Source organism: Viridibacillus sp. FSL H8-0110 (assembly GCF_038003565.1).
GTDB lineage: Bacteria > Bacillota > Bacilli > Bacillales_A > Planococcaceae > Viridibacillus > Viridibacillus arenosi.
Genome location: NZ_JBBOPJ010000001.1, coordinates 238,489 through 253,571 on the forward strand (window position 1 = coordinate 238,489; position 15,083 = coordinate 253,571).

Annotated in this window: 13 protein-coding genes; 12 read left to right on the top strand and 1 reads right to left on the bottom strand. The window is 35.0% G+C overall.

The window, feature by feature from the left end:
- The first annotated feature begins 3 nt into the window (after positions 1-3).
- The 11 genes from ypfJ (at position 4) to MHH98_RS01325 (ending at position 12,008) form a co-directional block, all read left to right on the top strand.
- Entirely contained in the window at positions 4-858 is an 855-nt protein-coding gene (gene ypfJ, locus MHH98_RS01275; RefSeq protein ID WP_076034755.1) for a KPN_02809 family neutral zinc metallopeptidase, read from the top strand.
- Between the two features lie 198 nt (positions 859-1,056).
- Positions 1,057-1,770, top strand: coding sequence for a YebC/PmpR family DNA-binding transcriptional regulator (locus tag MHH98_RS01280; protein ID WP_038186322.1), 714 nt, complete (start codon positions 1,057-1,059; stop codon positions 1,768-1,770).
- A 754-nt stretch (positions 1,771-2,524) separates the two neighbouring features.
- Positions 2,525-3,613, top strand: a complete 1,089-nt coding sequence (locus MHH98_RS01285; RefSeq protein WP_340712178.1) for a glycosyl hydrolase family 8 — start codon at positions 2,525-2,527, stop codon at positions 3,611-3,613.
- A complete protein-coding gene (locus tag MHH98_RS01290) occupies positions 3,598-4,455 on the top strand; it encodes a diguanylate cyclase domain-containing protein (RefSeq protein WP_038186318.1) in 858 nt (285 codons plus the stop codon). Before MHH98_RS01285 ends, MHH98_RS01290 begins: the two co-directional genes overlap by 16 nt.
- On the top strand, positions 4,445-6,163 hold the full coding sequence (locus MHH98_RS01295; protein ID WP_038186317.1) for a DUF2334 domain-containing protein: 1,719 nt from the start codon (positions 4,445-4,447) through the stop codon (positions 6,161-6,163). Before MHH98_RS01290 ends, MHH98_RS01295 begins: the two co-directional genes overlap by 11 nt.
- The gene (locus tag MHH98_RS01300) at positions 6,156-7,427 is read left to right on the top strand and encodes a glycosyltransferase family 2 protein (RefSeq protein WP_038186316.1); all 1,272 of its coding nucleotides are present in this window, start codon (positions 6,156-6,158) and stop codon (positions 7,425-7,427) included. The genes MHH98_RS01295 and MHH98_RS01300 overlap by 8 nt, the downstream gene beginning before the upstream one ends.
- Complete coding sequence (locus MHH98_RS01305; RefSeq protein WP_340712179.1) at positions 7,424-9,550, top strand: cellulose biosynthesis cyclic di-GMP-binding regulatory protein BcsB; 2,127 nt, start codon at positions 7,424-7,426, stop codon at positions 9,548-9,550. Before MHH98_RS01300 ends, MHH98_RS01305 begins: the two co-directional genes overlap by 4 nt.
- 196 nt (positions 9,551-9,746) lie before the next feature.
- On the top strand, positions 9,747-10,460 hold the full coding sequence (locus tag MHH98_RS01310) for an AAA family ATPase (RefSeq protein WP_340712180.1): 714 nt from the start codon (positions 9,747-9,749) through the stop codon (positions 10,458-10,460).
- A 14-nt stretch (positions 10,461-10,474) separates the two neighbouring features.
- Positions 10,475-10,909 (top strand): GNAT family N-acetyltransferase, encoded by a 435-nt coding sequence (locus tag MHH98_RS01315; protein WP_038186309.1) that lies wholly within the window; start codon positions 10,475-10,477, stop codon positions 10,907-10,909.
- 97 nt (positions 10,910-11,006) lie between these two features.
- Positions 11,007-11,567, top strand: coding sequence for a YdcF family protein (locus MHH98_RS01320; RefSeq protein WP_179078266.1), 561 nt, complete (start codon positions 11,007-11,009; stop codon positions 11,565-11,567).
- 24 nt (positions 11,568-11,591) lie between these two features.
- The gene (locus tag MHH98_RS01325) at positions 11,592-12,008 is read left to right on the top strand and encodes an NUDIX hydrolase (protein ID WP_038186602.1); all 417 of its coding nucleotides are present in this window, start codon (positions 11,592-11,594) and stop codon (positions 12,006-12,008) included.
- Positions 12,009-12,040: 32 nt separating this feature from the next.
- Here the strand turns inward: MHH98_RS01325 and MHH98_RS01330 are convergent, their stop codons facing one another.
- Complete coding sequence (locus MHH98_RS01330; RefSeq protein ID WP_038186305.1) at positions 12,041-13,078, bottom strand: YecA family protein; 1,038 nt, start codon at positions 13,076-13,078, stop codon at positions 12,041-12,043.
- Positions 13,079-13,289: 211 nt separating this feature from the next.
- Between MHH98_RS01330 and MHH98_RS01335 the strand changes: the two genes are divergently transcribed.
- The gene (locus MHH98_RS01335; protein WP_038186301.1) at positions 13,290-14,987 is read left to right on the top strand and encodes a M3 family oligoendopeptidase; all 1,698 of its coding nucleotides are present in this window, start codon (positions 13,290-13,292) and stop codon (positions 14,985-14,987) included.
- Positions 14,988-15,083 lie beyond the last annotated feature (96 nt).

Here is a 15,083-nt window from a genome sequence, read left to right on the forward strand (position 1 = left end):
ACGATGAATTGGAAAGGAAGAAGGCAAAGTTCCAATGTAGAGGATCGAAGAGGAATGAAAGGCCCTGCCGTAATTGGAGGGGGCATAGGCGGTATCGGTATAATTATCGTCCTCCTTTATACATTGCTAGGCGGTGATCCACAAGATATTTTGAATGGTTCCCAGCAGTCTATTCCTACGGAGCAGCAAAGCTCTACTTATATTCCAACTGCCGAGGAAGAAGAACTAGCGAGTTTTGTTAAAGTTGTCCTCGCAGATACTGAGGATGTCTGGGCGGAAATCTTTAAAAAAGAAGGCATGACATATAAAAACCCAACGCTCGTGTTATTTTCAGGTAGCGTACAGTCAGGATGTGGGACAGCTAGTGCGTCTGTAGGTCCATTCTATTGTCCAGCAGATCAAAAGCTATATATTGATTTAAGTTTTTATCAAGAATTAAAGAACCAATTTAAAGCGCCAGGGGATTTTGCCATGGCCTATGTTGTTGCACATGAAGTAGGTCACCATGTACAAACATTGTTAGGAACTTCTGAAAAAGTACACGAGATGAATGGTAAAGTATCGCAAGCTGAGTACAATAAATATTCAGTTATGCTAGAGCTTCAAGCGGATTACTATGCAGGTGTATGGAGCCATTATGTACAAGGAGAGGGCCTTTTAGAAGAAGGAGATATTGAAGAAGCACTTACTGCCGCGAACGCTATCGGTGATGATACACTCCAAAAAGAAGCTCGTGGTTATGTAGTACCTGAAAGTTTTACGCATGGTACATCTAAGCAACGTGTAAAATGGTTTAAACAGGGATTTCAGAATGGAACAATTGAAGGTGGCGATACTTTCAAGTCCAAAGACTTATAGGAACTAGAAAAAGGTATAAAACGCTAAAAAAAACGGAAGAAGACTAGTTTAGCACCATTTTCGCATTTGACGAATATATTAATTGCTATGAAAATAGTGTATAATACTACAGTAAATTAATGGCTTATCCTCAAGTGGGCAAGAGTAAATGCTCGCGCGTCATTTATATGTAGACTATTTGAAAGAGAGTGAAAATACATGGGACGTAAGTGGAACAATATTAAAGAGAAAAAAGCTGCTAAAGACCAAAGTACAAGCCGTATCAACGCTAAATTTGGACGTGAAATTTATGTAGCTGCTAAACAAGGGGAACCTAATCCAGAATCTAACGGTGCATTAAAAGTTGTTTTAGAACGTGCTAAAACATACAGCGTCCCAAAACATATTATTGACCGTGCAATTGATAAAGCTAAAGGTGGCGGGGACGAAAACTTTGATGAACTTCGTTATGAAGGTTTCGGACCGAATGGCTCAATGGTCATCGTTGACGCTTTAACAAATAACGTAAACCGTACTGCTGCAGATGTACGTGCTACATACGGTAAAAACAACGGGAACATGGGTGTCAGCGGTTCTGTAGCCTATATGTTCGATCCTACAGCTGTATTCGGTATCGAAGGAAAAGAAGCTGAGGAAGTACTTGAAATGCTGATTGAAGCTGATGTTGATGTACGTGACGTATTTGACGAAGGTGAAGCAACAATTATTTATGCTGAACCTACTCAGTTCAACGCAGTACAAGAAGCTTTAAAAGAGCAAGGTATTACGGAATTCACAGTAGCAGAATTAACAATGCTACCTCAAACTGAAATCCAACTTGAAGGCGATGACCTAGCAAAATTCGAAAAGCTAATTGATGCACTAGAAGAACTTGACGATGTTCAACAAGTTTATCACAATGTAGAACTTTAATATCTGAGGGTTTTCTGGTTCAAGAAATGCAATTTATGACTTGGATAACTTAAAGCCAGTGGCAATTTCGCCACTGGCTTTTTGCTGAACTTTTGAGGCGATAATAATATCAGTACAAGAAGTTTTAAAGGTGTTAAATAAAAATAAAAACTAAGAGGTATCTCATAAGTCGATTTTTTGACTTCGGGATACCTCTTTTTATATACAAAGATAGAAGGTGTATCTATATTTTTAATGTTACTGGATATTATCAAAGAGTATAACAATTTTTGCATAGAAAAATAATGTGTGTTTAAAAAAATAACTTTTTATGTAGTTATATATCCCTGATTTTTTTGGTGTAAAAACAAGGTATAAAGCAGTAAAATAGAATTAAACAATAGAAAGTAATAGTAAATAATTGATTAATAAGGGTTTAAAAACGGCTTTTTTATATGCCGATATAGTAAAATAGTTGTCCGCCGCATTAAAAAAAGTAAGATATTAATAGCTTTATTTTGATAAATCATTTTTAATCTATAAATATAAAACTTTTTAAACAAGAAGAAGTAATGAAGATTGAAAAAAATATTAAATAACATTTAAGTTATAAAAGTGCTAAGGAACTGGTGCACAATTATATTATTTCAATATATCTGTATGAGGGGAAATCTAACGGACGTTTACTAATGACATAAAAGGGTAGCTGATAGACGTGGAAATCAGATTTCCTAATTTTGGTCATCTAGTAGACCTGATAGGAAGGGTATTATATATGAGAATACTAACTATGTTATTGCTATTTTCTACACTTATTTTAAGCTCGTGTTCTTCATTTGAACAATCGGATAAGCAATTAAAAGTGCTCCAAGCAGAGGTACCTAGAGTTGAAACAGAAGCATTTACTCAAAAGTACCTTATCCAAAAGGATGGACGTATACGCACTAATTTGACAGATCGATCTGATAACTATTTATCTGAGTCAGTCGGATTATGGATGCAATATTTAGTGGAAAGAGATAGCTATAATCAGTTCCATAATCAAGTTGAAGTGCTACGAAGCTATTTTTTAACTAACGATAATTTAATTGCTTGGGAGCTAAATGGAGAAGAGAAGGCAGCTGCAAACGCTGCTATCGATGATTTACGTATTGTGGATGCACTGTTTAATGCAGGTGTGCGATGGAAAAATCCAGCGTATACAAAACTCGCTCAACAGTTAGGGGAAAGTTTTGTTAGTGTCCAATTGAAAGATAACCTAATGGTTGATTACGTAGATTTAAAAAGTAAAAAACAGAGTAATGAAGTAACTATTAGCTATATCATTCCGTCTGGTTTTGATCATTTACAGAGTAAAGGATTAATATCGTCTGATGTATATAAAGCAAACCGTAATTTACTATTAAAGGCTCCGCTCTTTAAGAATGGATTTTACCCAAAGTATTACGATTTGGAAAAATCTACTTATTTCTATGATGAAGAAATCAACTTAATAGACCAGCTTTATGTCGGGTATCATTCGTCTCAATGGAAAGGTAATACGGACAAGCTAATGAAATTTTTGAAAATGGATTTTGCTAAAAACGGAGGAAAGCTATTTGGTCGTTATGATGCAGAGACGTTTAGGCCAACAGTCGATTATGAAGCTCCTTCGGTTTATGCGTTGGCGATCTTGTTTTCATTAGAACGTGGTGATAAGAAGTTTGCTCAGCAACTTTATAATAGAATGCTGATTTTACAACAAAGTAATAAGAAGCAGGAGTATTACGGAGGCTATATTGATGTAGAAACGCTAGAAACACATGCATTTGATAACTTATTGCCTTTAATTGCAGAAAGGAAGATTGAATGGAGCGGTTTTTAAACGCAAATAAGCAAACTCTATTGCTTATTACAATACTTATATTGTTATTACAAATTCCTTCTTATTTCATGTGGGATTATGGAAGTGAAGGAATTCTTTTATATGTTTTTTTAATCATTTTAATTATTGTGAGCTTGTTATTGGGAACAGTAACAGGTCTGATTTTTAGTTTAATATTCATCTTCATTATTGGTAGTGTTTTGATTTATTTTAATTACACCGAAAATGCATTTGTAATTAGCTTTACAATGCCGGTACAGCTGTTTTTGGTATATGGGCTAATGCTGATTGTTCTGGTGTTAATAGCAGGACGTTTGCAAGAAGTTATTATTGCCCGGGAAAAGCTGAATCAGCGTTTGCAAGAAGAAGTACGCAATTTTATCGCTGTCGATGTTGAAACAGGTTTTGATAACAACTATCGAATGGGTATAGCGATAAAGGAAGAGATGATGCGTGTAGACCGTTATGGTAAATCTTTTACTTTAATTCTATTACAGATTGACCACTTAAAAGATTTTAATAGACTTTATGGCGCTAAAGAAACAAAACATTTGCTTCAGGGGTTAGCTCAAACAATGGATAAAGCAATGCGTTTGACAGATAAAAAATTCAGATATGATACAGATCGTTTTGCCATTTTATTGACAGAAACCGGTGGCGATTCGATTGATTTAGTAATTGAGAAACTGGCTAGCAAGATCAAAACACATCAGCTTTTAAGTGGCAAATATGTAACTTTGACATTCCGTACTGGTTTTTCTGTATATGAGCCGAAACTAGATACTTCATATGAGGAGATTATCAGTAGGGTTGAAAGTGAGATGGTTTCTCATGAACTATAAACGGTTGATTTTAGGGATTTCCATCATAACGGTGATGTGCATTCAAAGTATACCTGTATTTGCTACAGTCTCTACAGAGCAGAAGAAACCAACAATATTGGTAGCTTATCAGTCAGCGAATGGTAAAGCGAATTCAGACACTCTATTACTTGAAGCGATTTTTGCAGGAATATCTGATCAAGTTCAGTTATCGAGTGTTCAACAAGTAACAATTGAAACCATAAAAAATATAGACGTCGTAGTATTTGTAGGCGAAGACAGAGGTAATTTACCAACGGATTTTTTAAAGGCTATAAATAATTTTAAAGGTCATTTAATTGTTTTTGGTAAAAATGCGGAACAACTCCCTCGCTTTGAAAAATGGCAATTCTTCGGTACGCAATCACTTCGGACTTTGGATGGAGAGCCACTTTCTAAGTTAATCAATATAGAATATGTCAAACCACCAAAAGGTAGTGAAGTGCTAGTTGAAGGTGCGAATCTAAATACTAAGTATCCTGTTATTGTGAAAGCCGGTAAAACATCTTTTATAGCAAAATCAAATTTTATTTCCGATGATAATTATATTTTGTCACGAGAATTATTTAGTTTACTAGACTTGCAGGAACCGGCAAAACATCTGGCATATATTCGTCTAGAGGATATCTCTCCTATATCAGATCCGAAGCTTGTGAAGGAAACGGGTGAATATTTAGCAGAAAAGGGTATTCCTTTTTATATGGCACTAATTCCTGTTTATGTGAATAGTGAGACGGGAGAACAAGTGCAATTAAAAGATAGTAAAAAGCTAGTGAAAGTGCTACAGCATTTACAAAGCTTAGGTGGTATGGTTATTGCCCATGGCTATACGCATACGTATCGACATACAGAAACAGGCGAAGGTTTCGAGTTTTGGGATTCAATCAACAATCAAAAAATTTCATCGATAAGCGCTAGCGATGAACCTATAAAAATGAAAAAAAGATCTGATTTTTCGGTAGAGAAAGCATATCAACAATATTTGGGATCGATTGATGAGATAGAGAAGAAATATATTGAAGATAAAATGGAGCACTCTATTGAAAAATTAACAGAATTAAAATTGTACCCAATTTCCTTTGAGGCACCACACTATGCAATGAGTTCAACAGGATATGACATCATTGCAAAACAATTCACATCCATGTTTGGGCAAATTCAATTATCAGATGATACGTGGAAGAGGATGGCTGTGCCGTTAATGATAAGTAAGCCGTCACTACTAAGTGGTATGACATTATATCCTGAAACGATTGGATTTATTGATCCAAGTAGTCCGGATCCCTTAAAAGATATGGAAGAACAAATAAATAAAGTGCAGCAGGTTCCTGGTTCAGTCATTGGCGGCTTTTATCATCCATATTTAGGAATGGAATATTTGCCTGAAATGGTGAGCTTAATAGAAGGGGTACCGAATTTAGAATGGTTGGATTTAAGAAAAACAAAACAAATCGTACAGTCTGAAAACATTATGATTCACCAAGAGAAAAATGGGGACTTAAACGTAGTATCTCACATTAAATGGACAGATAAGGTAAAGCAAAGGATGGAAGAAAATCCATTTGAAATGGTGTTATGGACCTTAGCAATTATTGTCGCTTTATTTGTTATAGCATTCTTTATTTATGTTGTGAGCTTACGTACTAAGCTGCGAAAACGATTGTTTGAGGAGCGAAATTTAAATGGCTAATATATTATTTTACATTGCGCTATTTTTAATATGGATTATGCTTTTATACCATATGTTCTTAATGCAAGGTGGCTATCTTCACTTTAGGACATTTGAGCGTGTTATTCCTGAATGGGAAAAGAAAATGGTTGAATTGCCAACCGTAAGTGTTTTTATACCTGCGCATAACGAAGAGGTTGTAATTGGGCAGACTTTACAAGCAATGTCGCGGTTACATTATCCGAAAGAGAAACTCGAAGTAATTGTTATAAATGATAATTCTTCAGATAGAACAGGTGAAATTGCAAGACAGTTTACAGAAAAACACCCCTTTATTCGTGTTATTGAAACTGAGCCTCCAAATAAGGGGAAGGGTAAGTCCTCTGCGTTGAATGAGGCGTTAAGAAAATCGTCTAGTGATGTGATTGTTGTTTATGATGCAGATAATACACCGGAGAAAATGTCAGTTTGGTATTTAGTAATGGGATTAGTAAATGATCCAAAGGCAGCAGCTGTGGTTGGTAAATTTAGAGTTATTAATGCGGCAAAAACCTGGCTTACTCGTTTTATTAATATAGAAACGATTTGTTTTCAATGGATGGCGCAAGGTGGCCGATTTAAATGGTTCAAAGTGGCGACAATTCCTGGTACGAACTTTGCTATTCGACGAAGTATTGTAGAGGAACTTGGTGGCTGGGATGTTAAAGCATTAGCTGAGGATACTGAGTTAACCATTCGCGTTTACAATAAAGGTTATCATATTCGGTTTTTCCCTAAGGCTATAACATGGGAGCAAGAGCCTGAAACACTAAATGTTTGGTGGAAGCAACGAACTCGCTGGGCCCGAGGAAATCAATATGTCGTCCTTAAGTTCTTGGGGCAATTTTTTAAGTTGAAACGTAAAAGTATTATTTTTGATTTATTTTACTTTTTCTTTACGTACTTCCTATTCTTTTTCGGTGTTATTTTATCAAATACTCTGTTTATCATTAATCTCTTCTATGATCTAAATCTATCAATTGGTAATGTAGCTCTTGCACTATGGATCCTGGCATTCCTTTTATTCTTAGCTGAGGTAATGATTACGTTAAGTATAGAGAAAGCTGAGATGAATCGGACAAATTTCTTTTATGTAATATTAATGTACTTTTCTTATTCTCAAATGTGGATTGTTTTAGTTGTTTATTCATTATTTTTAGAGATGAAAAGAGTGTTATTTAAACAAGAAGTGAAATGGTATAAAACAGAGCGCTTTGAACAAAAAGATAAAGGGGAAAAAACATGAAGCAATATCAGTTATTAATAGCTAGTTTATTATGCATAATTATTGTGGCTTTGGCACCAACCAAAAGTGAGGCAAATACTACAATTTCAGCCAATGGAATAAAAGTGAATAATGTTAAAGACACGAATCAACCTCAACCTTTTACCAATGCGCCAATTACTTTAAATGGCCCAGCAGGTGAGGTCACTTTCTACTACGAATTAGTAGCAGATGCAAAAGGAAAAGAAAGTAAAATTGTCTTGAATACTGAAAACTCTGAGTTATTAATTGCGCCATCATCACTATCAGTTAGTGTAGATAATAAAATGGTGAAATCAATCGCAATTAATGGGGACAAGCCTGTACGTGAAATGACTATTCCACTTAAAGGTGATGCTCTGAAAGAAGGAATTCATGCTGTAACTGTTAAATATTATGGTGTACTTAAAGAAGGAATGTGTGTAAAGCAAGGAACTTCAGCTAATTGGCTTACACTTAATATCAATTCATATTATCAGTTGGATGGTCTAGTAAAAAAGACAGATGTTACGTTAGGTGATTATCCAGCTAATTTTGTAGGAACTGAGGAACAACCTGTATATATTGTTATGCCAGATAAGCCTTCAACAAATACGTTAAACAGTGCACTTCAGATGACTAATTTCTTATCAAATCAATCAGGTAGAAAAAATGCAGTACAAATTACTAGAGAATCGAAAATAAAAGAATTAAATCAGAATGTAGTTTTTATAGGTGTACCCTCTGAATTTTCAAATTCCAATATAAAAAAACTATGGCAAGATGCTAATGTGAAGCAAACGGCAGATGCACTTCATCTATCCATTCGCACATTAAAACATGGACAGCAAGAAACTTCAGCAATGTTTGTAACAGCTAACAAGGCAACTGATTTAGAAGATAGAATTGCTATTTTAACTAATCCGCAATTCTCAAAACAACTGAGTGGCTTAGATTTGTCGGTAAAGGATATACCAAAACAGTTGAATTTGACACAGAATGGTAGCGCCACATTAGAACAATTTGGTGCAGAGAATATTACGCTTGATAGTCAGAGTACTAATAGCGCGCATTATTATTACTATGTCTCACCTAATACGCAACTAAATAAGGCATTTACACTCAATCTAAAATTAAAAAAATCCGAAAGTATTACATCTATGAAAGAGCAATCGGAATTAGACAATAGTACAAATATCGAATTAATCGTAAATGTAAATAATATTCCGCATTCGGTGAATCTACGTACATTAGCAGATAGTAAGGATGGAATTTACAATGTAAGTGTACCAATTGATGCTAAAGCAATTAAAGATAACCGTTTAATAGATTTGCAGTTTCAAACTACTGGTTTGGGCGTGAATGATCCTTGTAAAGAAACAGATGAAAAACGTTGGATTTATATTGAGAAGGATAGTACTTTTACATTACCAATAATACAAAATGTTGATGAACAAAAGGGGATTACATTTGCTGCATTTCCTTATCCATTTGTAAGTACAGAAGGGATGCCTATTGTTGTCTTACCTAAAAAAACAGATGTTTTAGATGAGCAATTACTCAAGTTATATAATGCGATATTGCAAGGTGTTCAACAACCTACTATACAATTAAAAACTGCTGAACAAGTAACAGCTAAGGATGCTGAAAAAGCAAATGTTATATTTATAGGCGGGCCGAATGAACAACCTTTGTTACAAAAAAAGGTGAATGATTTGATAGTTTCATATAAGGGAAATAAGGCAGTATTAAGTGATGAGGGCTTTGTTTCGGAAACGGTTCAACAATTTAGCTGGATCCAAGAAAACCCTTGGAGTAAAGGGAATCATTCAATTCTTGTTATTGATCATCAAGGGTCTACTCCCTATTTTATGGAGAATAAATTTCTTGATGAAATAATAAACTCAGATGAATTGGCAACGGTCGCTGTACAATCTAGTGACAAGCAATTTTTTACTAATGCTGAATATGTGAAAACAAACAAGCAATTAAATGTCGATAGTGAAAATGGGAAAATTAATAACTCAATATCAAAATGGTGGATTGTTGGATTTGCAGGATTACTCTTGATGATTGGACTTTTGATTTTTAGAATTAAAAGAAGAAAGAATAAGAAATTGAGATAGATGGAAAAAGACTAGTTCACATTTAATGAGCTAGTCTTTTTTAGAGAATTAATTACTGATGAAACCAATGGAAATGCAATAAGAAGGCAGATATTAATTATTATACTTAGGCAATATTTAAATACCCTTGGAGCATTGATAGCTCTTAGGGTATCTTTATTATAATTATGAAAATGTTCAGAAGGAGGAAAATAGCATGTTTCTAAAGAAAGTAACTTTATTAAAAGACGGTACTGAAAATTTAAGTGAATATCCGTTCAATATTCCTTCATTACAAGTACTTGAAACATTAGAATTCACACAAAATGTAACGTTATTAGTCGGTGAAAATGGCTCCGGGAAATCGACATTACTAGAGGGTATTGCTGATAAATGTGAGTTTAATACTGCAGGTGGAGGTCGCAACAATTTATATGAGGTGCATGCTGCAGAATCTGTATTAGGGAACCATTTACGGTTGTCTTGGTCACCAAAAGTAATGAATGGTTTTTTCCTTCGAGCGGAAACGTTTTATCAGTTTGCATCACATATCGATTCGGATCCTATGCATTTAAAAGCATACGGTGGAAAATCATTACATCAACAATCGCATGGAGAAGCGTTTCTTTCACTTTTTAAAAATAGATTTGGTAAAAAAGCTATATACTTATTAGATGAGCCCGAAGCAGCATTATCGCCTGCTAGACAATTATCATTAATGCGCATTATGAAAGATTTAGAGGGTGAAGCACAGTTTATTATTGCAACACATTCACCTATTTTACTTGGTTATCCGGAGGCGACTATTTATGATTTTGATAGTCAGCCTATTCAAGGAGTACGCTATGAGGAAACATTACATTATATCTTAACAAAACGTTTTTTAGATAATCGGAAAGCTATCTTACATGAGCTTTTTGCTGATGATTAGAAGGAGAGAGAAAAATGAATTATACATATTTCAACGGCATTCCTAATAAAGAGATTCTTATAGGCATACAAGATCTTCATAAGCATGTATTTGAAGGTGCAGAGCTAGAGGTGAGTGAGCTGAAGGTGAAGCCTCAATTGCTGTGCTGTGTAGCTATAGATAATGCTAGATTAGCTGGTTTTAAATTAGGGTATGAGATGGGAGAAGGGAAGTTTTATAGTTGGCTTGGTGGGGTTCATTCGGATTACCGTGGTCAAGGAATTGCTTCGTACTTAATGGAGCTACAGCATAAAATAGTACAGGAGAGTGGGTATAAAATAATTCGTACGATTGGGAGAAACCAACGTCGAGCGATGCTTGTTCTTAATATTAAGTATGGTTTTAATGTAATCGAAACATTTATAAGTAAAAAAGGTACCCATAAAATAATACTAGAGAAAGATTTATAATGGCTTTCGTTTGTGAATCTTTTCCATCATCTTTATCGGTAAAAAATAAAAAGTGGAAGAGGTTGATATATTGAAAAGTTTAATAAGGAGGCTTCTAATGATTGGAGGAAGCATTGTTGTCGTAGCTGGTTTAACGTTTTGGGTTGTGACAACTAGATGGCTATCAGCTGGAACAGAGCCGAAAGCGGATGGCTCGAATGAGTATGCACTTGTGTTAGGTGCAAAGGTGAAGAAGGGGAACGTACCGTCGAAATCTCTTTCTTATCGTTTAGATGCTGCGTTACAATATGCAAAGCAATATCCTCACGTCAACTTAATTGTGTCGGGTGGGCAAGGGCCGGATGAAGATGCAACGGAGGGATCTGTTATGCAAGCATATTTAGTAGAGCATGGTTTAAGCCCTAATCGAATTATAATAGAGGAAAAGGCAACAACTACTTATGAGAATATTGTTTATTCATTAGAGTTATTGGATCAGGATATTAGCTCTCTAACAATCATTTCAAGCGATTATCATTTAGAAAGAGCTAAGATGCTTGCTGATCGATTAAAACTTAAAGTGGATGTCGTTGCCGCAAAAACGCCGAAAATTATTGAGGCAAAGGTACGTTTCCGTGAACGCTTTGCATTAGTAAAATCGTATATACTAGGTAAGTAGTTAATAGGAGGTTGTTAAGTGAGTATTTATAAATGGCAAGGTGCAGCAGGGGTTTGTTTAAATGGCAATGGAGAAGTATTAATGGTACTTCAAGCAGCACCAGGTGAAGAGAAGAAATGGACAGTACCTAGTGGTGGTATCGAAGGTAATGAAACGTTTGAAGAGTGCTGTCGTCGAGAGTTTTTTGAAGAGACAGGTTATGAAGTAAAAGTGATAAGAGAACTTTATACGAAGTCAAACGAACTTAAAGCCCTAGGTATTGAGATTGATGTACATTATTTTCATGTGGAAATCATAGGTGGAGAGCAAGTTATCGCAGATCCCGACAATTTTATATATGAAATTGCCTGGAAAAAAGGGGAGGAGCTACCGTCTTTACCGATGTCGTATTCTGACGATGCACCGTTGTTGCAGGAATTTATTCGAGCATTAAAAAAATAAAAAAGGCAATCCATAATTGGATCGCCTTTTTATTATTGTGCTAAAAATTCGCTAATTTGGTCGCGATATTTTGACACAGATGAAGCGGATACTTCGTAGTATGCTGCAACATCTTTGACTTTCGATAAACCGCCTTCAGGAATGATAGCAGAAGCCTGTCCTGCAAGCACTGCACCTGCAGCGACAGTATTGGCTTTTTTAGCTTTAACTGTGTTTTGTTCTAAATATTGTTGTAGTAAGGCAGTGAATGTATCTGCAGATAGATTGTACTCAGTTACATATTGCTGTACTAGATCAAGAATTTCAGTTTGGAAGGGTGATAGCTCACTTTCCGTTACTGTTTTTTCTTTTTCGACAGCTTTAGTTACAGGTACATCTTCAACAACAGTAGCTGCCACTTCTGATTGAAACTCTGGAGCAACAGCTTCTAGGAACGTTTTGTACAATTCAAATGAATCAGTGATGTTACTTTCAAGCTTGTTGCGTAAAGCTTTTGTAATATTTACTTTGTCATTTGGAATGAAAATAACGCTACTTGTTGCAGTTAAGCCATTTTCACCTTTACGCTTATCTGGCATGAAAATTCCGAATAACCAGTTGCCGCTGAATTTCTTAGATGGAGAGCCAGTCATCAAATAACGTTTGTTAGATACCTCATCAATTAAAGTAATTAATTCGCCATTTTGCGACTCAACTTTTGCAAGTAAGAAAGCTGGTGTTAACCAAGCTGATAAAATATCTTTTACTTGAGGACGAATAGGTTGTGCTAATTGTTTATTTAAATAGTTTCTCCACAAATTCGGGCGATCAATATAAATATATGTTTCCATAGCAATAGTATCTATTAAACTGTCTGCAAATGCATGATTTAATGCGTTCTGCCATTGATGATTGCGTTTTTCTAATGCTTGATAGTCAGCTGTATTAAAGGATTCTTTTACAAAACCTTCCACGACGCGATCGATATCTTCACTTACTAGTGTTGAAATATCTCCTACTGCATTTTTACCACAACATTTTTTGTATTTTTTACCACTGCCACATGGACAAGGATCGTTACGACCTATCAATGTAAAGCACCTCACTTTATAATTAGGCATGAAAATAGGTTAGCACAAAATGAGCTAAAACATAAGTCTTTTAGACGGAGTATTTTAAATAAGTAATTAAATACCATTTTTTTTAACTAATTACGACAATAATAGTTGCAATATTTCTGAAAATATTGAACAATAAGTTTAACGTTTCGACTATCGAAAGATAAAGGAGAGAAGGATACATATGACAACTTTTAAAGACTATGAATATAAACAACCAGATTTAGCTGCTACTAAAAGTAAATTCCACGAACTTTTAGAGGAATTTAAAGCTGCTAAAACAGTAGAAGAACAAAGTTCAGTTATCAGTTCTATTAATGAATTACGTAATAATTTTTCTACTCAATCTACTTTAGTAGAAATTCGTGCTTCTATCGATACAAATAATGAATTTTATCAAAAAGAGAGAGACTATTTTGATGAAATCAACCCCGAGATGGATGATTTAGTCACTGAATACTATAAAGCTCTAACAACTTCAGCGTTTAAACAAGAATTACAAGAGAAGTGGGGACAGCAATTATTTGATTTAGCAGAATACCAAATTAAATCGTTCTCACCTGAGCTCATCTCATTGATGCAAAAAGAGAACAAACTAACATCGGAGTATTCTAAATTAGTAGCTTCAGCTCAAATTGATTTTAATGGTGAAGTATTAACGCTTGCGCAATTAGGCCCTTATGGAGAATCGACAAACGCTGAAACTCGTAAAAAAGCAAAAGAAGCAAGCTTTGGTTTCTTTAAGGAAAATGAAGTGAAATTTGATGAGATATATGATCAGCTTGTTAAAGTACGTCATGAAATGGCAGTGAAATTAGGTTATAAAAACTTTGTTGAACTAGGTTATATTCAAATGAATCGTATTGATTATAACGCTGAAATGGTAAAAAAATTCCGTGATCAAGTAAGAGATTATATTGTTCCAGTTGCAAATAAATTATATGAACGCCAAGCGAAACGCATTGGTGTAGATAAATTAAAATACCAAGACGAAGGATTAAATTTCTTAACAGGTAACGCAACACCAAAAGGAACACCTGAATGGATTGTGGAAAACGGTAAAAAAATGTATGAAGAGTTATCCCCAGAAACTGCTGAATTCTTCAATTTCATGATCGACAATGATTTGATGGATTTAGTAGCGAAGAAAGGAAAAGAGGGGGGCGGTTATTGTACATTTATCGATGATTACGAATCACCGTTCATTTTCTCAAACTTTAATGGTACTTCTGGTGATATTGATGTGTTAACACATGAAGCAGGCCATGCTTTCCAAGTATATACGAGTCGTAATATTGGTATCCCGGAATATATTTGGCCAACTTTTGAGTCTTGTGAAATCCATTCTATGAGTATGGAATTTTTCACATGGCCTTGGATGGAACTATTCTTTAAAGAGGATACAGAGAAATACAAATTTGCTCACCTTAGTGGTGCATTATTATTCTTACCATATGGTGTAGCTGTCGACGAGTTCCAACACGTTGTTTATGAAAACCCTGAAATGACACCAGCAGAACGAAAAGCTGCTTGGAAAAAAATAGAGGGAATTTATTTACCACACCGTGACTATGATGGTATTGAATATGTAGAGCAAGGTGGTTTCTGGCAACGTCAAGCTCATATTTATGCTAGCCCGTTCTATTATATTGATTACACGTTAGCGCAGATCTGTGCATTCCAATTTTGGAAACGTTCAAGAGAAAATCACGAGGAAGCATGGGCAGATTATATCCACCTTTGCCAATTAGGAGGTTCACAATCTTTCACTAATCTTGTAGCGGAAGCGAATCTAGTATCACCATTTGAAGAGGGTTGTGTTGAATCTGTTATTGATTCGATTGAAGAATATCTAAATTCAGTTGAGGATGACAAATTGTAAAAGGTATTTAGAAAACTGTTTACGGAGTGCTTTTAGAAGCAAATCAGAGTGAATACACAAATATATCTCTCGTCCTTATTAATTATTCTAATGATT

Excerpts from the sequence above, each read along its gene's own strand:
- ypfJ (WP_076034755.1), top strand. The coding sequence starts at position 4 with ATGAATTGGAAAGGAAGAAGGCAAAGTTCCAATGTAGAGGATCGAAGA.
- MHH98_RS01280 (WP_038186322.1), top strand. The coding sequence starts at position 1,057 with ATGGGACGTAAGTGGAACAATATTAAAGAGAAAAAAGCTGCTAAAGAC.
- MHH98_RS01285 (WP_340712178.1), top strand. The coding sequence starts at position 2,525 with ATGAGAATACTAACTATGTTATTGCTATTTTCTACACTTATTTTAAGC.
- MHH98_RS01290 (WP_038186318.1), top strand. The coding sequence starts at position 3,598 with ATGGAGCGGTTTTTAAACGCAAATAAGCAAACTCTATTGCTTATTACA.
- MHH98_RS01295 (WP_038186317.1), top strand. The coding sequence starts at position 4,445 with ATGAACTATAAACGGTTGATTTTAGGGATTTCCATCATAACGGTGATG.
- MHH98_RS01300 (WP_038186316.1), top strand. The coding sequence starts at position 6,156 with ATGGCTAATATATTATTTTACATTGCGCTATTTTTAATATGGATTATG.
- MHH98_RS01305 (WP_340712179.1), top strand. The coding sequence starts at position 7,424 with ATGAAGCAATATCAGTTATTAATAGCTAGTTTATTATGCATAATTATT.
- MHH98_RS01310 (WP_340712180.1), top strand. The coding sequence starts at position 9,747 with ATGTTTCTAAAGAAAGTAACTTTATTAAAAGACGGTACTGAAAATTTA.
- MHH98_RS01315 (WP_038186309.1), top strand. The coding sequence starts at position 10,475 with ATGAATTATACATATTTCAACGGCATTCCTAATAAAGAGATTCTTATA.
- MHH98_RS01320 (WP_179078266.1), top strand. The coding sequence starts at position 11,007 with ATGATTGGAGGAAGCATTGTTGTCGTAGCTGGTTTAACGTTTTGGGTT.
- MHH98_RS01335 (WP_038186301.1), top strand. The coding sequence starts at position 13,290 with ATGACAACTTTTAAAGACTATGAATATAAACAACCAGATTTAGCTGCT.